The 19,353-nt window shown below is 63.3% G+C and carries 17 protein-coding genes and 2 tRNA genes; 11 read left to right on the plus strand and 8 right to left on the minus strand.

Annotation, left to right across the window (positions count from 1 at the left end; translation table 11 throughout):
- Nucleotides 1–2: 2 nt before the first annotated feature.
- The 8 genes from ACODRW_RS05740 to tgt all read right to left on the minus strand — a co-directional run bounded on the left by ACODRW_RS05740 (nucleotide 3) and on the right by tgt (nucleotide 10,725).
- Nucleotides 3–2,384 (minus strand): chitinase C-terminal domain-containing protein, encoded by a 2,382-nt coding sequence (locus ACODRW_RS05740; RefSeq protein WP_488905343.1) that lies wholly within the window; start codon nucleotides 2,382–2,384, stop codon nucleotides 3–5.
- A 365-nt stretch (nucleotides 2,385–2,749) separates the two neighbouring features.
- Entirely contained in the window at nucleotides 2,750–3,571 is an 822-nt protein-coding gene (locus ACODRW_RS05745; RefSeq protein ID WP_235089427.1) for an MBL fold metallo-hydrolase, read from the minus strand.
- 3 nt (nucleotides 3,572–3,574) lie between these two features.
- Nucleotides 3,575–5,470 (minus strand): DNA mismatch repair endonuclease MutL, encoded by a 1,896-nt coding sequence (mutL, locus tag ACODRW_RS05750; RefSeq protein WP_488905344.1) that lies wholly within the window; start codon nucleotides 5,468–5,470, stop codon nucleotides 3,575–3,577.
- Nucleotides 5,471–5,538: 68 nt separating this feature from the next.
- Nucleotides 5,539–6,183 (minus strand): DedA family protein, encoded by a 645-nt coding sequence (locus tag ACODRW_RS05755; protein WP_107800251.1) that lies wholly within the window; start codon nucleotides 6,181–6,183, stop codon nucleotides 5,539–5,541.
- A 107-nt stretch (nucleotides 6,184–6,290) separates the two neighbouring features.
- The gene (gene secF, locus ACODRW_RS05760) at nucleotides 6,291–7,226 is read right to left on the minus strand and encodes a protein translocase subunit SecF (RefSeq protein WP_107800250.1); all 936 of its coding nucleotides are present in this window, start codon (nucleotides 7,224–7,226) and stop codon (nucleotides 6,291–6,293) included.
- Between the two features lie 9 nt (nucleotides 7,227–7,235).
- Nucleotides 7,236–9,083, minus strand: a complete 1,848-nt coding sequence (gene secD / locus ACODRW_RS05765; protein ID WP_107800249.1) for a protein translocase subunit SecD — start codon at nucleotides 9,081–9,083, stop codon at nucleotides 7,236–7,238.
- Between the two features lie 68 nt (nucleotides 9,084–9,151).
- Nucleotides 9,152–9,478: a preprotein translocase subunit YajC gene (gene yajC / locus ACODRW_RS05770; protein WP_043633815.1), complete on the minus strand. Its 327-nt coding sequence runs from the start codon at nucleotides 9,476–9,478 to the stop codon at nucleotides 9,152–9,154.
- Between the two features lie 131 nt (nucleotides 9,479–9,609).
- Nucleotides 9,610–10,725: a tRNA guanosine(34) transglycosylase Tgt gene (gene tgt / locus ACODRW_RS05775; RefSeq protein WP_488905345.1), complete on the minus strand. Its 1,116-nt coding sequence runs from the start codon at nucleotides 10,723–10,725 to the stop codon at nucleotides 9,610–9,612.
- 160 nt (nucleotides 10,726–10,885) lie between these two features.
- Here tgt and ACODRW_RS05780 point away from each other — a divergent pair.
- The 11 genes from ACODRW_RS05780 to ACODRW_RS05830 all read left to right on the plus strand — a co-directional run bounded on the left by ACODRW_RS05780 (nucleotide 10,886) and on the right by ACODRW_RS05830 (nucleotide 19,214).
- Nucleotides 10,886–10,962: transfer RNA gene (locus ACODRW_RS05780), tRNA-Val, on the plus strand.
- A gap of 175 nt (nucleotides 10,963–11,137) precedes the next feature.
- Nucleotides 11,138–13,039, plus strand: coding sequence for a threonine--tRNA ligase (gene thrS / locus ACODRW_RS05785; RefSeq protein WP_107800247.1), 1,902 nt, complete (start codon nucleotides 11,138–11,140; stop codon nucleotides 13,037–13,039).
- A 41-nt stretch (nucleotides 13,040–13,080) separates the two neighbouring features.
- Entirely contained in the window at nucleotides 13,081–13,605 is a 525-nt protein-coding gene (gene infC / locus ACODRW_RS05790; protein WP_081556240.1) for a translation initiation factor IF-3, read from the plus strand.
- Nucleotides 13,606–13,772: 167 nt separating this feature from the next.
- Nucleotides 13,773–13,970 (plus strand): 50S ribosomal protein L35, encoded by a 198-nt coding sequence (gene rpmI / locus ACODRW_RS05795; protein WP_019103239.1) that lies wholly within the window; start codon nucleotides 13,773–13,775, stop codon nucleotides 13,968–13,970.
- 12 nt (nucleotides 13,971–13,982) lie between these two features.
- Nucleotides 13,983–14,342 (plus strand): 50S ribosomal protein L20, encoded by a 360-nt coding sequence (gene rplT / locus ACODRW_RS05800; protein WP_019103240.1) that lies wholly within the window; start codon nucleotides 13,983–13,985, stop codon nucleotides 14,340–14,342.
- Nucleotides 14,343–14,497: 155 nt separating this feature from the next.
- On the plus strand, nucleotides 14,498–15,481 hold the full coding sequence (gene pheS, locus ACODRW_RS05805) for a phenylalanine--tRNA ligase subunit alpha (protein ID WP_107800246.1): 984 nt from the start codon (nucleotides 14,498–14,500) through the stop codon (nucleotides 15,479–15,481).
- Nucleotides 15,482–15,502: 21 nt separating this feature from the next.
- Nucleotides 15,503–17,860: a phenylalanine--tRNA ligase subunit beta gene (gene pheT / locus ACODRW_RS05810; protein ID WP_488905346.1), complete on the plus strand. Its 2,358-nt coding sequence runs from the start codon at nucleotides 15,503–15,505 to the stop codon at nucleotides 17,858–17,860.
- Nucleotides 17,861–17,935: 75 nt separating this feature from the next.
- The gene (locus ACODRW_RS05815; RefSeq protein ID WP_019103243.1) at nucleotides 17,936–18,238 is read left to right on the plus strand and encodes an integration host factor subunit alpha; all 303 of its coding nucleotides are present in this window, start codon (nucleotides 17,936–17,938) and stop codon (nucleotides 18,236–18,238) included.
- Nucleotides 18,219–18,584 carry a MerR family transcriptional regulator gene (locus ACODRW_RS05820; protein WP_107800244.1) on the plus strand — a complete coding sequence of 122 codons (366 nt, stop codon included), beginning with the start codon at nucleotides 18,219–18,221 and terminating at the stop codon, nucleotides 18,582–18,584. The genes ACODRW_RS05815 and ACODRW_RS05820 overlap by 20 nt, the downstream gene beginning before the upstream one ends.
- A gap of 18 nt (nucleotides 18,585–18,602) precedes the next feature.
- Nucleotides 18,603–18,679: transfer RNA gene (locus tag ACODRW_RS05825), tRNA-Pro, on the plus strand.
- 235 nt (nucleotides 18,680–18,914) lie between these two features.
- Nucleotides 18,915–19,214 (plus strand): putative quinol monooxygenase, encoded by a 300-nt coding sequence (locus ACODRW_RS05830; protein ID WP_227107613.1) that lies wholly within the window; start codon nucleotides 18,915–18,917, stop codon nucleotides 19,212–19,214.
- Nucleotides 19,215–19,353: the final 139 nt, after the last annotated feature.

The following is a 19,353-nucleotide window of genomic DNA, read 5'->3' on the forward strand; positions in this document are numbered from 1 at the left end:
TCTCAGCGTAGGTAAGGCAGGTAGGGCGCCTCCTCGCGGATGGCGTAAGTCTTGCCGCCCAAAGTCACGCTGAAGTTGCGCGGGCCGGAGATCGGCAGATAGTAGACCACGGCCAGGCTGACGCTCTGGCCCGGCGCCAGCGACTGCCACGACGGCAGCTTGACCGAGACGCGATGGGCGTCGCCCTTCAGGCCGCCGATATTGTTGCCGCTATGGCCGACGCTGATCACCTTGAGTCCGAAGCCGGACTGGTCGGCGAAGTTGGACGGCGCCGAGGTGGGCACGTCGAACTGGAACTCGGTGCCGCCGGGCAGGGTGCTGCCGGAACGGTTGGTGATGGTCAGCTTGGGGTTGATCGGATAATTGCTGTCGCCCAGCGCGTAGCCGTCCAGCGAGAAGCCGACGTCGATGGCGGCGGTGGCGGCCGGGGCGGTGGCGGCGGGCTTGACGCTGACGGCGGCCGGTTTGCTGAAAGCGTTGTACAGCAGGCTGGTCAGCGTGGTACCGATGAAGTACTCGCCCTTGCCGCCGTTGCGCTCCTGTTTCCAGTCGTAGTCGCCGGCCAGTTCCCAGAACATCACGCCGCCGACGTTGTTGGCGTCGACCCAGGCGGCTTTCTTGGCGATGGACTGCTCATCCTCGGTGGACAGGAACACTTTCTTGCCGGCGTTCCACAGCCACGGCGCGCTCAGGGTGTCGTTGTAGAAACGCTGATAGCTGCCGCTGAGCTGGTTTTCCGGCTTGCTCGGGTCCAGGTAGGCGGACAGATAGCTGCCGCCCTGGTTTTTCTCCAGGTTCTTGGCGTGCCACATTGGGTTGGAGCCGGCGCCCACTTCACGGCCTTGTTCGTCCAGGTCGTGCCACAGATTGTCTATGCCCACCGCGCCGTCGCCGCAGGTTTTCAGGCCGGTCGGGCAGTTGCCGCCCACCGAAGTGCCCCACAAGCCGTTGCTGCCGCCGTTGACGTTTTTCCAGCCGCGGGTGTAGTAGGGCACGCCGATATTGACGCGCGCCGCCGGCAGGCCGCCGCGGTAGTAGTGGTAGGACCAGTCGGTGTTCAGATAGCCGATGCCGCCGTATTGCGCGGTGGTGTACACGCTCCAGCGCGCCAGTTCGGCGTCCTTGCCGTCGTCGTAGAGCGCGGCGTTGGGGCCGACGAACTCGTTCCAGGCGCCGTGCAGGTCATAGGACATCACGTTGACGAAGTCGAAGTTGCGCAGGCTCTGGAAGGCTTCCATGCCGCGCAGCAGATAGCCGGAGGCCGGCACCGCGGCGGTGAGCTGGTAGTAGCGGCCGTCTTGGGAGGCGGCGCGGTCCAGCCGTTCGCGCAATGTCCGCGTCAGCGCGTTGAAGCCCTTGTTCAGCGAACCGCGGCGGGCGTTGGCGATGCTCCAGTCCAGCGGATTGCCGGCGTCGTTCATCGAGGTCGGGTATTCGAAGTCGATGTCCACGCCGTCGAAGCCGTATTTGCGCAGGAAGGCGACGGCGGAGTCGGCGAAGGCGTCGATGCCGGCCTGGTTGACGCTGCCGTCGGCGTTGATGGTCATGCTGTAGAAGCCGCCGCTGTTGACGCGCTTGCCGTCCGCGCCGAAATAGCCGCCGGTCTCGGCCCAGCCGCCCACCGAGACCAGGGTTTTGACGCCCGGGTATTTGCGCTTGTACTGGGTCAGCAGGTTGAAGTGGCCCTTATAGGGCAGGCTGGCGTCCATTTCCGCGCCGGGCACGCCCGGCCAGCTCATGTCGGTGGCCGGGTTGCCGGGATTGTTTTCGCCCACCGACAGCCGGTTGTTGCCGTCCACGTGGGCGAAGGCGTAGTTGATGTGGGTGAGCTTGCCCCAGGGGATGTCGCTGGCGAGGTAGGCCGGCTGGCCGTTCTTGCCGGTGCGCCAGCTGGTGAAGTAGCCGATCAGCCGCTTGCGGCTGCCGTTGGCCAACTGCTCGGCGCCGCCTTTCTGGTAGGCCGCGCAATACGGCACGTCCACGCCGTCGGTGCGCGCCAGCCCTTCCGGCCGGCACAGCGCGTTGCCGGTGGGCGGCGGCACTTGCACCAGCGGCGGTTCGGTCGGGTTGCCGCCGCCGCCGTCGCACTGGCCGATCAATTTCCATGGACTGGCGTCGCTGGCGGAGGGCGTATTGCCCTGGGTCCACCATTTGGCCTCCCAGGTCTGGCCCTGGTAGCTGACGCGCTGGCCGCCGGTGTAGATCGAGCCGGCGCTCCAGGCCGGGTCGGCGCAGCTGGCGGCCGCGGTTTTGATCAGGCCGTCGCGGGCGGCGGATGCCGGCGCCTTGGCGGCGGTGGGGGCGTGCTGGGTGGCCAGCAGCGCGGCGCCGGCCACGGCGGTGCCGGCCAGGCCGGTTTTCAGCAGCAGTAAGGCTTTGCTCACAGTCCATCTCCTTCTTGGAAAAAGGCGGGGCGAAAGGCCGGCGCGGCGCGCCGACTTGTATTTAAGTTGTATTAAAGTTGTATGTAAGTGGTATTGGACCTAAGCATGTGCAGGGAAGGACTAAGCACACACCTGTTCTTTTTTTCAGGTGTATTCGCGCCGTTTTTTGCTAGCGCCCGGACGAAGACGGACGCGCTGAGCGCGGCGGGACGGCTAAAGCCCGCAGCGGCGGCGTTTATGCGGTTTGGAGGCGGGAGAAGGAGACGGAGCGGCGGTTGGAATGCTGCAATGCGGCACGCCGACCGTGAATAATGGCGGAAAGAGCGAACTGTCGTTTTTCCGCGGCAGGAACTGTCGAAACCGGTTTAGTCGAAGCTCAGTTGACTGCCGGCGGCGATGGCGTGCTGGCGCGCCAGCGCGTGACGGGCGTAGCCGGTGCAGTGACAGGCGTACAGGCCCTCCGGCGCCAGTTGCTGGAAGTAGCGGCGGGTCCGCCAGACGCGCCACGGCGCCGCGCTGCGCAGGTGGAAACCGCCTATCACCGCGTGGACGCGCGGCTCGGCGCAGACTTCGCGCGCGTAGTCGACGATGTGGCGGATGCCGGAATGGGCGCAGCCGCTGAAGACGATCAGACCTTGCTCGCCGCGGTAGACCAGGGCCGAATCGTCGGCCACCGGGTCCGGCCGGTGGCCGCTCGCGTCGACGAGGCGGCCCAGGGTGCCGCGGCCTTCGGCGTGGCGCCGCCGTGGTATCTGGCCGAGGAAGACGTAGCGGTCGGCGAAGGCGTGGGGCCGGGCGTGCAATTGCAGCTCGAAGCTGGCTTGCAGATCGGCTTCGGCGAGCGGCGAGCCCAGCTTGCGCAGCGTGATCGGCCCCAGCCGCGCTTCGCGCGCACGGAAGGCCTCGGGATGGGCCAGCAGCGGCAGCGGCGCCGCCGCGCGCTGACGCAAGAGCCGGCTGAGCGCCGGCAGGCCGCCGCTGTGGTCGTAATGGCCGTGCGACAACACCACCTGGCTGAGCGCGGCGAGGTCGACGCCCAGCTGGCTGGCGTTGCGCAGCAGCGCGTCGCTGCGGCCGGTGTCGAACAGGATGCGGTGCGGGCCGTCCTCGATCAGCAGCGCGAGACCGGGCTCGGCGATCAAGTCCGGCCGCAGGCTGTGGTTTTCCGCCAGTACGGTGACGCGCATCGCTTATTGACCGCGCATGAACAGCTTGTCCAGCTCGCGCATCGACAGCCGGGTCCAGGTGGGGCGGCCGTGGTTGCATTGGCCGGAGCGTTCGGTGGCTTCCATATCGCGCAGCAAGGCGTTCATTTCCGGCAGCGTCAGCTGGCGGTTGGCGCGCACCGCGCCGTGGCAGGCCATGGTGGCCAGGAGCTCGTTGCGGCGCTCGGTCAGCACCTGGCTGAGGCCGAACTCGCGCACATCCTTCAGCACCGCGCGCGCCAGGTCCACCGGATTGCCGTCCTTCAGCCACACCGGCACGCCGCGCACGGCGATCTGGGTGGGGGACAGCGGCGCCAGTTCCATGCCCAGCCGCTTCATCTCCTCGCCGTGTTCGTGGGCGGTGGCCACCTCCATGCGATCGGCGGCGAAGGACACCGGCAGCAGCAAGGGCTGCATCGGGATGGTGTCGGCCTCCAGCGCGGTTTTCAGCTGTTCGTAGACGATGCGTTCGTGGGCGGCGTGCATGTCCACCAGGATCAGCCCGTCTTCGCACTGGCTGAGGATGTAGACGCCGTGCAGCTGCGCCAGCGCGAAGCCCAGCGGCGGAATGCCGTCCGCGCTTTGCGGCAGCGCGGCCACGCGCTGCGGCGGCAGGCTGTACTCCACCGGCGCCGGCGCGGCGGGCTGGGCGCGTTCTTCCTCGCGCAGGCCGCCGAACAGCTTGTCGTAGATGCCGGCGGCTTCCCGGGCCACGTGCAGCGGCATCGCCTGCTGCTGGTAGCGGAAGGCGGGCTGTCCCCCGGCCGGACCGGAGGAGGGCGCGGCGGGCCGGTTGAACGGTTTGTCGAACAAGGGCGCGGATTCGCCCTGGGCCAGCGCGGGCTCGGCCGCCTCATCGGCGCCGGCGATCTGAACGGTAGGCGCGGCGCCGGCGGTGGTGCTGGCCAAAGCCTTGTGCACGCTGTGGAACAGGAATTGGTGGATGGCCTGCGATTCGCGGAAGCGCACTTCGATCTTGGTCGGGTGCACGTTGACGTCGACGCCGGACGGCTCCATGGTCAGGAACAGCGCGTAGGCCGGATGGCGATCGTGGTGCAGCACGTCGCGGTAGGCCTGGCGCAGCGCGTGCAGCGCGGTCTTGTCGCGGACGAAGCGGCCGTTGACGTAGAAATACTGGGCGTCGCGGCTGGCCTTGGAGTAAGTGGGGGAGGCGACGAAGCCGCTGAGCGTCAGCGGGCCGGCGGCGGTGTCGATCTCGATGGCGGCGGCGACGAAATCCTTGCCCAGCATCGCGGCCACGCGTTCGGCCAGGCTTTGCGCCGGCAGGCGCCAGATCACCTTGCCATTGTGGCGCAGCATGAACTCCACATGGGGGTGGGCCAGCGCGATGCGCTCGAAAACGGCCTCGCAGTGCGCGTATTCGGTGTTCTCGCTTTTCAGGAATTTGCGCCGCGCCGGGGTGTTGAAATAGATGTCCACCACCTCTACGCTGGTGCCGGGCGCGTGGGCGGCCGGCTCCACCGGGTGCAGCGCGCCGTCGATGGCGATGAGCTGGTGGGCGTGTTCGGCGTCCGGCGGCCGGCTGACCAGGGTCAGCCGCGACACCGAGGCGATGCTGGCGAGACCCTCGCCGCGGAAACCCAGGGTGGCGACGTTTTCCAGGTCGTCCAGCGAGGCGATTTTGCTGGTGGCGTGGCGATCCAGCGCCAGCGCCAGGTCTTCCGCCGCGATGCCGCCGCCGTTGTCGGTGACGCGCAGCAGCTTGATGCCGCCCTGGGCCAGGTCCACCGTGATCTTGGACGCGCCGGCGTCCAGGCTGTTTTCCAGTATTTCCTTGAGCGCGGAGGCGGGGCGTTCCACCACTTCGCCGGCGGCGATCTGGTTGACGAGGTGGTCGGGCAGGCGTTGGATGCGTTTCATGGGCGGCATTGGGCGTGATGTCAAAGCAAAAGGCCGCGCTACGGCGGCCTTGTCGATTCTACTACGGATCAGCCGCGGGCGGCCGCGCGCTTGTGGCGCCAGATTTCAATCAGTCCCGGCAAGAAGGAGACCAGAATGATGCCGAAGATCAGCAATTCCAGGTTCTTGCGCACGAAGGGCAGGTTGCCGAAGAAGTAGCCGGCGTAAGTGAAGCCGACCACCCAGGCGATGGCGCCCACCACGTTGTAGCGCAGGAACTGCGGGTAGTGCATCTTGCCGATGCCGGCGACGAAGGGCGCGAAGGTGCGCACGATGGGCACGAAGCGGGCGAAAATGATGGTTTTGCCGCCATGGCGTTCGTAGAAGGCGTGGGTCCGGTCCAGGTATTGCGGCTTCAGGATGCGCGGAAACTTGTCGAACAGCTTCATGCCGACGTTGCGGCCGATGGCGTAGTTGGTCGCATCGCCGAGGATGGCGGCGACGATCAGGAGCAGCACCAGTAAGTGCGGGTTCATCTGGCCCATGGCCGCCAGCGCGCCGGCGACGAAGAGCAGCGAGTCGCCGGGCAGGAAGGGGGTGACCACCAGTCCGGTTTCGCAGAATACGATCAGAAACAGAATGGCGTAGATCCAGGGGCCGTAGGCGGCCACCAGCTGGGACAGATGAGTGTCGATGTGCAGGATGAAGTCGATCAGAAAAGTGATGGCTTCCATGATGTCGTTGCGCTCGGTAAGGGTGCTGCTCGGGTTGAAAGTAAAACTGGCCGGACAAGCCGGCCAGCAATCAGAACCTTTTTAAATGAGGCTCATGAGGGAAGTGGTCAGACGACCGCTTCTTCTTTTGGTTTCACCGGCTTGATCATATGTTCGCGCTTCACGCCCAGCCACAGGGCGATCGGGCTGGCGACCAGCACCGAGGAGTAAATGCCGAACACGATGCCGATGGTCAGCGCCATCGCGAAGCCGTGCAGCGCCGGGCCGCCGAACAGCAGCATGGACACCACCATCATCTCGGTGGAGAAGTGGGTGATGATGGTGCGGCTCATCGTGGCGGTGATGGCATTGTCGATGACTTCGGCCACGCTGTGGCCCTTCATGCCCGGCTTGCGGAAGTTCTCGCGAATCCGGTCGAACACCACCACCGATTCGTTCACCGAGTAGCCCAGCACCGCCAGGATGCCGGCCAGCACGGTCAGCGAAAACTCCCAGCGGAAGAAGGCGAAGCAGCCCAGGATGATCACCACGTCGTGCATGTTGGCGATGATGGCCGCGATGGCGAAACGCCATTCAAAGCGGATGGCCAGGTAGATCATGATGCCCACGCACACCAGGATGGTGGCGGTCAGACCGTGGGTCACCAGTTCCTCGCCCACGCTGGGGCCGACGAAGTCCACTTTGCGCAGTTGCACTTGAGGATCGCCGGCCTTGAGCATGGCCATCACTTTTTCCGACAGCTGGGCGGAGGTGACGCCCGGCTTGTTGGGCAGGCGTATCATCACGTCGCGGCTGCTGCCCAGGCTCTGTACCGTGGATTCGCCCAGCTTGAGCTCGTCCACCTTGTCGCGGATGGCGCCCAGGTCGGCGGACTGCTGGTACTGCACTTCCAGCACGGTGCCGCCGGTGAATTCCACGCTGTAGTTCAGGCCGCGGGTGGCCAGGAAGAAGATGGCCAGGATGAAGGTCACCAGCGAGATGGTCGTGGTGAGCCGGCCGTAGCTCATGAACGGGATGTCCCGTTTGATGCGGAAAAGCTCCATATCCGGTCCTTATCCTTTGTTTTCCGGTTTCCACACTTGGCCGATGGCCAGCGTGGTCAGTTTGCGGCGGCGGCCGTACCACAGGTTGACCAGGCCGCGGGAAATCACCACCGCGGAGAACATCGAGGTCAGGATGCCCAGGCTGTGCACCACGGCGAAGCCGCGCACCGCGCCGGAGCCGAAGATCAGCAGCGCGAGGCCGGCGATCAGCGTGGTGACGTTGGAGTCCAGAATGGTGTGCCAGGCGTGGGTGTAACCGGCCTGGATCGCCGAATGCGGCGGCACGCCGTTGCGCAGCTCCTCGCGGATGCGCTCGTTGATCAGCACGTTGGCGTCGATGGCCATGCCCAGCGCCAGCGCGATGGCGGCGATGCCGGGCAGGGTCAGCGTGGCCTGGATCATGGACAAGAGCGCCAGCAGCAGGAAGACGTTGATCGCCAGCGACAGCGCGGAGAACACGCCGAACATGCCGTAGTACAGGACCATGAAGGTGGCGATGGCGGCAAAGCCCCACAGCGTGGCGTGGAAGCCTTTCTCGATGTTTTCCTGACCCAGGCTCGGGCCTACGGTGCGTTCTTCGACGATGTTCATCGGCGCGGCCAGCGAACCGGCGCGCAAGAGCAGGGCGGTGTCGTTGGCTTCGGCCGGGTTCATGCTGCCGGAGATCTGCACGCGGCCGCCGCCGATTTCGGAGCGGATCACCGGAGCGGTCACCACTTCGGCGCGGCCTTTTTCCACCAGCACCATCGCCATGCGGCGGCCGATGTTCTCGGCGGTTACCTGACGGAAGATGGAGGCGCCGGCGGAGTCCAGATTGATGTGGACGGCGGGCGCGCCGTTTTCGTCGAAGCCGGCCTGGGCGTCGTTGATATTGTCGCCGGTCAGTTCAACGTCCTTGCGCACCAGAATCTTCTGCACGCCGCGGGAAGAGGCTTCGTCCAGCAGCTCGTAGCCGGCCGGCACGTTGCCGGCCATCGCGTCGGCCATCTTGCTCGGGTCGTCTTCCACCATGCGCACTTCCAGCGTGGCGGTGCGGCCGATGATGTCCTTGGCGCGGGCGGTGTCCTGGATGCCGGGCAGCTGCACCACGATGCGGTTGGGGCCGTTCTGCTGAATGATGGGCTCGGAGGTGCCCAGCTCATTGACGCGGTTATGCAGCGTGGTGATGTTCTGTTTGACCGCGTCGCCCTGGATCTTGGTGATCTCTTCCGGCTTCAGGGTCAGCGTCAGCCGGTAGTTGCCGTCGTCGCTCTTGACGGTGAGCGAGGGCAGGCTGCGGTAGACCACGTCCTGAGTGGCCTTGAGCGTGTCGGCGTCGCGCAGCTGCACTTCCAGCGTATTGCCGTTGCGCTTGATCGCGCCGTAGCGGACTTTCTTGTTCTTCAGCTCGCGGCGCAAGTCGCCGGCGTAGCGTTCCATCGTCTTGTCGATGGCGGCCTTCATGTCCACTTCCAGCAGGAAGTGCACGCCGCCGCGCAGGTCGAGGCCGAGGAACATCGGGTGCGCCTTCAGGCTGGTCAGCCAGGCGGGGGAGGCGGACAGCAGATTAAGCGCGATGATGTAGTTGTCGCCCAGCGCGTGCTGGATGGCGTCGCGCGCCTTGAGCTGGGTGTCGGCGTCCTTGAAGCGGACTCGCAGGCTGGTTCCGTCGAGGAACAGGCCGTCGGGAGAGATGTTCTGCGCTTTCAGCGCCTCTTCCACGCGCGTCATCACGGCGGTGTCCACCGGAATGGATTGGCGCGAGCTGGAGACCTGGACCGCGGGAGTCTCGCCGTAGAAATTGGGCAGCGTGTAGATCGCGGAAAGGATCAGGGCCACCGCAATGACGAGGTATTTCCAAAGAGGGTAGCGGTTCATGTTTTAGTTCGGGAAAAGAAAATGAACCGGCCACCGGCAGCGCGCTGCGGTGGCCGTCGGCTGAATCCTTACAGCGACTTCAGCGTGCCTTTTTCCAGCTTGGCGGAAACCGAGCCGCGCTGAACGGTGATTTCCACGCCGTTGGCGATTTCCAGAGTCAGGAACTGTTCGCCGATCTTGGCCACGCGGCCGACGATGCCGCCCTGGGTGGCGACTTCATCGCCCTTCTGGATTTCCGACAGCATCTTCTGATGCTCTTTCATGCGCTTCTGCTGCGGGCGCACCATCAGGAACCAGAACAGCACGAAGATGGCGATCATGGGCAGGAAGCCCATCAGGTCGAAACCTCCTACTGCGGCGCCGGTGTTGGCGAAGGCGGGGCTGATAAAGGACATCAAACTACTCCCTTAGATTATGTATTGTTATGGCTGGTCGAAATAAACGGACCATTGTAGCCATGCTGGTCCGCTTTTTCCAATGCTTGCGACGGTCAGGCCTGTGACAGGCCGACCGCGCAGGTGGTTCCTCAGTTGACGCCGCGGGCGCGCTTGGCGGCGAACTCCAGGCGGAAGTCCTCGAAACGGTCTTCCTCGATGGCGTGGCGCATCTGACGCATCAACTCCTGGTAATAATGCAGATTGTGTATGGTGTTGAGGCGGGCGCCCAGAATCTCGCCGACGCGGTGCAGATGATGCAGGTAAGCGCGGCTGAAGTTGCGGCAGGCGTAGCACTCGCATTCCTCGTCCAGCGGCTTCTTGTCGTCCTTATAGCGCGCGTTCTTGATCTTGACGTCGCCCCACTGGGTGAAGATCCAGCCGTTGCGCGCGTTGCGCGTCGGCATCACGCAATCGAACATGTCCACGCCGTTGGCCACGCCGTGCACCAAATCCTCCGGCGTGCCCACGCCCATCAGATAATGCGGCTTCTCAGCCGGCAGCATGTCCTTCAACTCGGTCAGCATCCGGTACATCTCAGGCTTGGGCTCGCCCACCGACAGGCCGCCGATGGCGATGCCGTCGAAGCCGACCTGCATCAGGCCTTCCAGCGATTCCTGGCGCAAATCGGTATAAAGGTTGCCCTGGACGATGCCGAACAGCGCATTGGGGTTTTTCAGATCGTCGAAGGCGCGGCGCGAACGCTCTGCCCAGCGCAAGCTCATCTGCAGCGACTTCTGCGCGGTGGCGTGATCCACCTGGCCCGGCGTGCACTCGTCCAGCTGCATCACGATGTCGGAGTTGAGCACGGTCTGGATCTTCATCGAGATTTCCGGGCTCAGGAACAGCTTGTCGCCGTTGATCGGGCTTTGGAAGGTGCAGCCTTCCTCGGTCAGCTTGCGCATATCGGACAGGCTGAACACCTGGAAGCCGCCGGAATCGGTGAGGATGGGTTTGTCCCAGCCGATGAACTCGTGCAGGCCGCCGAACTGTTCGACGATCTCCAGGCCCGGGCGCAGCCACAGGTGGAAAGTGTTGCCCAGAATGATCTGGGCGCCGATGTCGTTCAGCTCGACCGGGCTCATCGCCTTGACCGAGCCGTAAGTGCCCACCGGCTGGAACACCGGCGTCTCCACGGTGCCGTGGTTCAGCTCCAGCGTGCCGCGCCGCGCGCCGCCGGAGGTTTTATGTACGGTAAACTTCAGCATGATTCGGGGATTGCTCTGGTATGTTTGTTTAGCAAAATCAGCCGGCTAGTATACCGTAAGCCGCGCCCGCTGGGGCTTTGTCGCGGTTTCTTCCTCGCGGCGGATGAAAAAAACGCTTGCCAAGCGTGGCGGGCTTGTTTAGTATTCGCAGCTCGACGACAGGCACGTAGCTCAGCTGGTTAGAGCACCACCTTGACATGGTGGGGGTCGTTGGTTCGAGTCCAATCGTGCCTACCAAAATTCAAACGCATGGAGCGTTACAAGTGTCCAACTTGCGAACTACCACAACCCGACATACTCACGCTAGCTGAGCCTTGCGGGTTGTTCCATGCAAAAAAAGTGCGGCTCAGGCCGCACTTTTTTTTTATCCTAAGCTTTCTAAAAATTTCTCTCTCGCCTTGTTGGAGTTGACATGCCAGACATTCGCTTGCCGGACGGCTCGATCCGTTCGTTCGATAAACCGGTAACGGTTCATGAAGTGGCCGCATCCATCGGCGCAGGCTTGGCTCGCGCGGCGCTCGCCGGCCGCGTGGACGGCGCGCTGGTGGACACCTCTTACGCCATCGACCGCAATGCCGACCTGGCCATCATCACCGACAAGGACGCGGACGGCCTGTCCATCATCCGCCACTCCACCGCCCACTTGCTGGCCTATGCGGTGAAGGAGCTGTTCCCGGAAGCCCAGGTCACCATCGGGCCGGAGATCGAAAACGGCTTCTACTACGATTTCGCCTACAAGCGCCCGTTCACGCCGGAAGACCTGGCCGCCATTGAAAAGAAAATGGCCGAGCTGGCGAAGAAAGACATCCCGGTGGAGCGTTACGAGCTGCCGCGCGACGAAGCCATCGCCTACTTCAAGAGCATAGGCGAGGCCTATAAGGCCGAGATCATCGAATCCATCCCGCAGGGCGAAGTGCTGAGTCTGTACCGCGAGGGCGAATTCACCGACCTGTGCCGTGGCCCTCACGTGCCGTCCACCGGCAAGCTCAAGGTGTTCAAGCTGATGAAGGTGGCCGGCGCTTACTGGCGCGGCGACAGCAAGAATGAAATGCTGCAGCGCGTTTACGGCACCGCCTGGGCCAAGAAAGAAGACCTGGACGCCTATCTCTATATGTTGGAAGAGGCGGAAAAGCGCGACCATCGCAAGCTGGGCGTGCAACTGGACCTGTTCCACCTGCAGGACGAGGCGCCGGGCATGGTGTTCTGGCATCCCAAGGGCTGGCAGCTGTGGCAGAGCGTCGAGCAATACATGCGCGAGAAGCTGAACCGCGAAGGCTATAAGGAAATCCGCACCCCGATGATGATGGACGCCCATCTGTGGGAGCGTTCCGGCCACGCCGCCAACTACCGCGAGAACATGTTCATCACCGAATCGGAAAAGCGCGACTACGCGGTCAAGCCGATGAACTGCCCGGGCCACGTGCAGGTGTTCAATAGCGGCCTGCGCTCTTATCGCGATCTGCCGCTGCGCTACGCCGAGTTCGGTTCCTGCCACCGCAACGAGCCGTCCGGCGCGCTGCACGGCATCATGCGCGTGCGCGGCTTCGTGCAGGACGACGGCCACATCTTCTGTACCGAAGATCAGATCAACCAGGAGGCCAAGGATTTCCATCGCCTGGTGATGGAAGTGTACGAGCGCTTCGGCTTCGACAAGGTGGCGATCAAGCTGGCGCTGCGTCCGGAAAAACGCATCGGCGAAGAATCCACCTGGGACAAGGCGGAAGAAGGCATGCGCGAAGCGCTGCGCGCTTGCGGCGTGGAGTGGGAAGAGCTGCCGGGCGAGGGCGCGTTCTACGGCCCCAAGATCGAATACCACATCAAGGACGCGCTGGGCCGTTCCTGGCAGTGCGGCACCCTGCAGCTGGACTTCATGCTGCCGGAGCGCCTGGACGCCGAATACGTGGCCGACGACAACAGCCGCAAGCGCCCGGTGATGCTGCACCGCGCGGCGCTGGGTTCGCTGGAGCGCTTCCTCGGCATCCTGATCGAAAACCACGCCGGCGCCTTCCCCTTGTGGCTGGCTCCGGTGCAGATGGTGGTGATGAATATCACCGAAGCGCAGGCCGAATACGCGGCCAATGTGGCCGCCAAACTGCGCGAACAAGGCTTCCGCGTTGATCTTGACTTGAGAAACGAGAAGATCGGCTATAAAATTCGCGAGCACAGTCTGCAAAAGTTGCCGTATCAGATCATCGTCGGCGACAAGGAGAAGGCTGGCGAGTTGGTTGCCGTACGCTCCCGCGGGGAAGACCTGGGGCAGCTTACGCTGGATGCGCTGATTGCGCGCCTCAAGGCTGAGATGCCTGGGGCCTGATTCCGGCGACGGCAGGCATTGAGTTTAGATTAATAGGAGATTTGGCTATAGCTCAGGAACGCGAAGCACGGATCAACGGCGAGATTACCGCCCGTGAAATTCGTCTGGTAGGTAAAGAAGGTGAGCAGATTGGTGTTGTCAGTCTGCGTGAGGCAATGGCGCTGGCGGAGGAAGGCGATGTGGATCTGGTGGAGATTTCCCCGACCGCGCAGCCTCCGGTATGCAAGCTGATGGACTACGGCAAGTACAAGTACGAGCAGTCCAAGAAGCGTCACGAAGCCAAGCAGAAGCAGAAACAGGTTCAGATCAAGGAAATCAAGTTCCGTCCGGGCACCGACGACGGCGACTACAACGTCAAGTTGCGCAACTTGACCCGATTCCTGGCTGACGGCGACAAAGCCAAGGTCACCCTGCGCTTCCGCGGTCGTGAGATGGCCCACCAGAACATCGGTTTGGAGTTGCTTAAGCGTGTCGAAGCCGATTTGTCCGAAATTGCGGTGGTTGAGCAGTTTCCCAAGCTGGAAGGCCGCCAGATGGTCATGATGATTGCGCCGAAGAAGAAATAATCGGTATAATCATCAAACTGACACGGCAGGGTTCGCTCTGCCGTGTTGATTTTGTAGGTCGGCAACGATCTGCCCAAAAGCGTGACACGATGGTTTTTCAAGCGTTTCCGGATTCGTCCGGCAGCCACCTCGCGTCTAATCTAATCAAAATTCAGCAGGAGCAGTCCATGCCGAAAATGAAAACCAAGTCGAGCGCGAAAAAGCGTCTCAAAGTACTGGGCAATGGTGGTGTAAAGCGCTCTTACGCGTTCAAGCGTCACATCCTGACCAAGAAAACCACCAAGAACAAGCGCCAACTGCGTGGTACTACCATGGTAGATAGCACCAATATGGCCTCTGTTCGCGCAATGATGCCCTACGCTTAAGGAGACTAAGATATGCCACGCGTAAAACGCGGTGTAACCGCTCGTGCTCGTCACAAGAAAATCCTCGCACTGGCGAAAGGCTATCGCGGCCGCCGGAAGAACGTCTATCGCATCGCCAAACAGGCGGTGATGAAAGCCGGTCAGTACGCCTACCGTGACCGTCGTCAGAAAAAGCGTCAGTTCCGTCAACTGTGGATTGCTCGTATCAACGCAGCTGCTCGTGAAAACGGCCTGCCGTACAGCAAATTCATGAACGGCCTGAAAAAAGCCTCTATCGAAATCGACCGCAAGGTCCTGGCCGACCTGGCCGTGTTCGACAAGCCGGCTTTTGCACAGATCGTCGAAAAGGCGAAAGCAAGCCTCGCTGCTTAATCGCCCGGACGGATCAAAAGGGAGGCAATCTTGCCTCCCTTTTTTTTGATGCGGCCCGGCCGCAGGCATGACTCAAGATCAAGACGGTTGGCCAGACTCGCCCGAGTGCTGGGGCGCGTGTGGCCAGCTTTCTTTCGCATACGGTGTGGAACACGATGAACAACGTTGACGCGATTCTCCAATCCGGTCTGGCCGCGGTAGCCGCGGCGGCCGATCTTCTTGAACTGGAGCAGGTCAAGGCCCGCTATCTGGGCAAGAGCGGCGAGTTGACCGAACTCCTGAAACAGCTGGGCAAGCTGCCCGCCGAAGAGCGCAAGGCCGCCGGCGCCACCATCAATGTGGCCAAGCAGGCTTTTGAGGCCGCGCACAAGCAGCGCCTCGACCAATTGAACGCCGCCAAGCTGGAGGCGCAACTGGCCGCCGAGGCGCTGGACGTGACCCTGCCGGGGCGCGGCAGCAACGGCGGCGGCCTGCACCCGGTGGCGCTGACGCTGGAGCGCATCGCCGGCCTGTTCCGCACCATGGGTTTTGAAGTGGCGGACGGCCCGGAGATCGAAACAGATTTCTACAATTTCCAGGCGCTGAACATCCCGGAAAACCATCCCGCGCGCGCGATGGCCGACACCTTCTACGTGGAAGGCGGCGACGTGCTGCGCACGCATACCAGCCCGATCCAGGCGCGCTTCATGATGAACAATCAGCCGCCTATCAAGATCGTGGCCCCGGGCCGCGTATACCGCGTGGACTCCGACGCCACCCATTCGCCGATGTTCCACCAGATGGAAGGCCTGTGGGTGGAAGAGGGCGTGTCCTTCGCCGACCTCAAGGCGGTGGTGACCGACTTCCTGCGCCGTTTCTTCGAGCGCGACGATCTGCAAGTGCGCTTCCGTCCGTCCTTCTTCCCCTTCACCGAGCCCTCGGCGGAAATCGACGTGCTGGGCGAGCGCGGCTGGCTGGAAGTGGGCGGCTGCGGCATGGTGCACCCCAATGTGTTGCGCAATGTCAACATCGACCCGGAGCGTTACACCGGCTTCGCCTTCGGCATCGGTCTCGATCGTTTCGCCATGCTGCGCTATGGCGTCAACGACCTGCGGCTGTTCTTCGAGAACGACCTCAACTTCCTGAGACAGTTCAACTGATCGCGTACGGAGCCGAATACTATGCAATTTTCCGAACAATGGCTGAGAAGCTGGGTTAATCCGTCGCTGAGCACCGACGAGCTGTCCTACCTGCTGACCATGGCGGGTCTGGAGGTGGAGGAAGTCAACGCCGCCGCGCCGGCCTTCAGCGGCGTGGTGGTGGCCGAAGTCAAGGAAGTGGCCAAGCACGAAAACGCCGACCGCCTGCGCGTGACCAAGGTGGACGTGGGCACGGGCGAACTGGTGCAGATCGTCTGCGGCGCGCCCAATGTCGCCGTCGGCCTGAAAGTGCCGTGCGCTTTGCCCGGCGCCGCGCTGCCCGGCGATTTCAAGATCAAGCCGACCAAGATGCGCGGCGTCGAATCCAACGGCATGCTGTGCTCCGGCAAGGAGCTGGGCGTGCCGGACGAGGTCGACGGCCTGCTGGTGCTGCCGGCCGACGCGCCGGCGGGGCAGAGCATACGCGACTACCTGGGCCTGGACGACCAGCTGTTCACGCTGAAAATCACTCCCAACCGCGCCGACTGCCTGTCCATCCGCGGCATCGCGCGCGAAGTGGCGGCGCTGACCGGCGCAGAACTGGCGCCGGTGGCCATTCCCGCGGTGGCCCCGGTCATCGACGACGCGCTGTCGGTGAGCATAGACGCCGCCGCTGGCTGCGGCCGCTACCTGGGCCGCGCGCTCAAGGGCGTCAACGCCGCCGCCGCCACGCCGGAATGGATGCGCCGCCGCCTGGAGCGCGCCGGCCTGCGTTCGATTTCCGCCGTGGTCGACATCACCAACTACGTATTGTTGGAACAAGGCCAGCCGATGCACGCCTTCGACCTGGCCAAGCTGGACGGTGGCATCGTCGTGCGCATGGCCAAGGACGGCGAAGAACTGCTGTGCCTGAACGAGAAAACCGTCAAGCTCAAGTCCGATTACATGGTGGTCGCGGACCAGACCAAGGCGCTGGCCATCGCCGGCATCATGGGCGGCGAGCACAGCGGCGTCACCGCCGCCAGCACGGATATTTTCCTGGAAAGCGCCTTCTTCGCGCCGGAAGCGATCGCCGGCAAGGCGCGCGAGCTCGGCTTCGGTTCCGATTCCTCCTTCCGTTACGAGCGCGGCGTGGACTTCCAGCTGCAGCGCGAAGCGATGGAACGCGCCACCCGCCTGGTGCTGGACATCTGCGGCGGTCAGCCGGGTCCGGTGGTGGAGGCCGTGGCCGAACTGCCGCGGCGCGGCGAGGTCAAGCTGCGCGTGCCGCGTTGCGCCAAGCTGTTGGGCGTGAGCTTGAGCAGCGCGCAGATCGGTGAAATTCTGGGCCGGCTGGGCCTGGCGCACCGTCTGGACGGCGAAGTCTTCACCGTGGAGGCGCCGTCCTTCCGCTTCGACATCGCGATCGAGGAAGACCTGATCGAGGAAGTGGCGCGGGTATACGGCTACGACGCGATCCCCGCCGACGCGCCGCGTTCCGGCATGCGCATGCTGGCGCAGCGGGAAGAGCTGCGGCCGCGCGATCAGATCCGCCATCTGCTGGCGGCGCGCGACTATCAGGAAATCGTCAGCTACGCCTTCGTCGACGAAGCCTGGGAGCGCGATTTCGCCGCCAACGAGCAGCCGGTGCGCCTGATCAACCCGATCGCTTCGCAGATGAGCGTGATGCGCTCCACGCTGATCGGCGGGCTGGTGGACGTGCTGGTGGGCAACCTCAACCGCAAGCAGCCGCGCGTGCGCGTGTTCGAAGTGGCGCGCGTGTTCAAGAAATCCGCCGACTGGTTCGATCAGCCGGAAAAAGTGGCCGGCCTCGCCTGGGGTCCGCGCTTGCCGGAGCAATGGGGCATCAAGGCCGAACGCGTCGATTTCTTCGACGTCAAAGCCGATGTCGAAGCCCTGCTGCACCCGCGGCGCGCGGATTTCTGCAAGGCCGCGCATCCGGCCTTCCATCCGGGCCGTTGCGCCGAAGTGCTGGTGGACGGCGTGGTTGTCGGCGTGATCGGCGAACTGCACCCCAAGTGGGCGCAGCAATACGATCTGCCCAGCGCGCCGGTGCTGTTCGAACTTGACCTGGCGGCGGCGGAAGCGCGGCAGCCCATCAAGGCGCAGCCGGTGAGCAAGTTCCAGGCGGTGCGCCGCGATCTGGCGCTGGTGGTGGACGAGGCGGTGGAAACGGCCCAATTGCTGGCCTGCTTCGCCAAACACGGCGCCGCCATCGTCAGCGAAGTGGCTTTGTTCGACGTTTATCGCGGCAAAGGCGTGGAAGAGGGCAAGAAGAGTCTGGCCTTCCGCGTGATGTTGCAGGACAATAGCCGCACGCTGACCGACGAAGACGTGGAGCCGGCGCTCAAGGCCCTGCTGGACGGCGTTGCCGCCGAGCTGGGCGCTCAGTTGCGCTGAGCCCAAGGCGTGGAGCCCGCAGCGGAGTCGGCGGGCTTTTGAATGATTAGAAATATTGATGTGTGAGAGGGTGACATGACTTTGACCAAGGCTGAGCTGGCCGACATGCTGTTCGATCAAGTGGGTTTGAACAAGCGTGAAGCCAAGGACATGGTTGAATCGTTCTTTGAGGAAATTCGCCAGGCCCTGGAGTCCGGCGATTCCGTCAAATTGTCCGGTTTCGGCAATTTCCAATTGCGCGACAAGCCGCAGCGTCCGGGTCGCAACCCCAAGACCGGGGAAGAGATTCCCATCACCGCGCGACGTGTGGTAACGTTCCACGCTAGTCAGAAACTCAAGGGAATGGTCGAGCAATTCCATGCCAACAAGCAAGGCTGATCTGCCGCCGATACCGTCCAAGCGCTACTTCACCATTAGCGAGGTGAGCGAGCTCACCGGCGTCAAGCCGCATGTGCTGCGCTATTGGGAGCAGGAATTTTCCCAATTGCGCCAGGTGAAGCGCCGCGGCAACCGCCGTTATTACCAACATCACGAAGTGTTATTGGTCAGGCGCATTCGCGGTCTGTTATATGACGACGGGTTTACCATCCACGGCGCCCGCCAGCGTCTGGGCGCGGACGGCCAAGAAGTGCGCCCGGCAACGGCCCAGGAGGTCAGGACCGAGTTGGAGGCGATTTTGGAATGGCTTGATTCAGGGCTTGGCAAAAATCAAAAAGCAGTTTAGAATACGTTTCTCTCGAGTCGGGGCGTAGCGCAGCCTGGTAGCGCACCTGCATGGGGTGCAGGGGGTCGGAAGTTCGAATCTTCTCGCCCCGACCAAAGAATTCCAAAAGTATCAAATATTTAAAAGCTCTGCGTTTGCAGAGCTTTTTTTATTTTCCCCTCCAAATATTAGAAATCCTTCTAATTCCATCCCCTTCAATGAGTCGAATTCGGCGGGCGATTTTTATTGCCCGATAGACGGCGGCGAACCATTTGTTTCTGCGCCTGCCGTATTCCTGTGGCCGCCGCGGAGATGCGCGGCGGCGTATCGCCGACTTTTGTGAGGATTGCCATGTTGCATGTAGTAGCCGTGATTACCGCCAAGCCGGGCCAGCGCGCCGTGATTTTGCGCGAGTTGAATGCGATCGTGCCCCTGGTGCGCGAGGAAGAGGGCTGCATCGAGTACGGTCCGGCGCTGGACCACGCGGATTCGCCGCAGCCGTATGGCGCGGACAGCCTGGTGGTGATAGAGAAGTGGACCAGCAAGGCGGCCTTGGACCGCCACCTGGACGCGCCGCCGCTGCGCGCCTTCGTCGCCGCGACCGAGGGCGCGGTGGCCGGCCTGGCCGTGCATGTGCTGAACCCGGCCTAAGAACCTGTTTACGACCTGCTACGCGTCGGCGATGCGGCGTTGAAAACCGCCTAGAAATGCTCATGCACCACGAGTGCATTCCGCTTTCTCAGCGGTTTTCGCCTTGTCCGCCCTCGCTCGCGAGACGCTGAACAGACCC

Source organism: Chromobacterium sp. FG89 (assembly GCF_057808735.1).

What these genes read in the sequence shown, in the direction of transcription:
- ACODRW_RS05745 (WP_235089427.1), bottom strand. Translation starts at nt 3,571, where the DNA reads ATGCGCGTCACCGTACTGGCGGAAAACCACAGCCTGCGGCCGGACTTG.
- mutL (WP_488905344.1), bottom strand. Translation starts at nt 5,470, where the DNA reads ATGAAACGCATCCAACGCCTGCCCGACCACCTCGTCAACCAGATCGCC.
- ACODRW_RS05755 (WP_107800251.1), bottom strand. Translation starts at nt 6,183, where the DNA reads ATGGAAGCCATCACTTTTCTGATCGACTTCATCCTGCACATCGACACT.
- secF (WP_107800250.1), bottom strand. Translation starts at nt 7,226, where the DNA reads ATGGAGCTTTTCCGCATCAAACGGGACATCCCGTTCATGAGCTACGGC.
- secD (WP_107800249.1), bottom strand. Translation starts at nt 9,083, where the DNA reads ATGAACCGCTACCCTCTTTGGAAATACCTCGTCATTGCGGTGGCCCTG.
- yajC (WP_043633815.1), bottom strand. Translation starts at nt 9,478, where the DNA reads ATGTCCTTTATCAGCCCCGCCTTCGCCAACACCGGCGCCGCAGTAGGA.
- tgt (WP_488905345.1), bottom strand. Translation starts at nt 10,725, where the DNA reads ATGCTGAAGTTTACCGTACATAAAACCTCCGGCGGCGCGCGGCGCGGC.
- thrS (WP_107800247.1), top strand. Translation starts at nt 11,138, where the DNA reads ATGCCAGACATTCGCTTGCCGGACGGCTCGATCCGTTCGTTCGATAAA.
- rpmI (WP_019103239.1), top strand. Translation starts at nt 13,773, where the DNA reads ATGCCGAAAATGAAAACCAAGTCGAGCGCGAAAAAGCGTCTCAAAGTA.
- rplT (WP_019103240.1), top strand. Translation starts at nt 13,983, where the DNA reads ATGCCACGCGTAAAACGCGGTGTAACCGCTCGTGCTCGTCACAAGAAA.
- pheS (WP_107800246.1), top strand. Translation starts at nt 14,498, where the DNA reads ATGAACAACGTTGACGCGATTCTCCAATCCGGTCTGGCCGCGGTAGCC.
- pheT (WP_488905346.1), top strand. Translation starts at nt 15,503, where the DNA reads ATGCAATTTTCCGAACAATGGCTGAGAAGCTGGGTTAATCCGTCGCTG.
- ACODRW_RS05815 (WP_019103243.1), top strand. Translation starts at nt 17,936, where the DNA reads ATGACTTTGACCAAGGCTGAGCTGGCCGACATGCTGTTCGATCAAGTG.
- ACODRW_RS05820 (WP_107800244.1), top strand. Translation starts at nt 18,219, where the DNA reads ATGCCAACAAGCAAGGCTGATCTGCCGCCGATACCGTCCAAGCGCTAC.
- ACODRW_RS05830 (WP_227107613.1), top strand. Translation starts at nt 18,915, where the DNA reads ATGTTGCATGTAGTAGCCGTGATTACCGCCAAGCCGGGCCAGCGCGCC.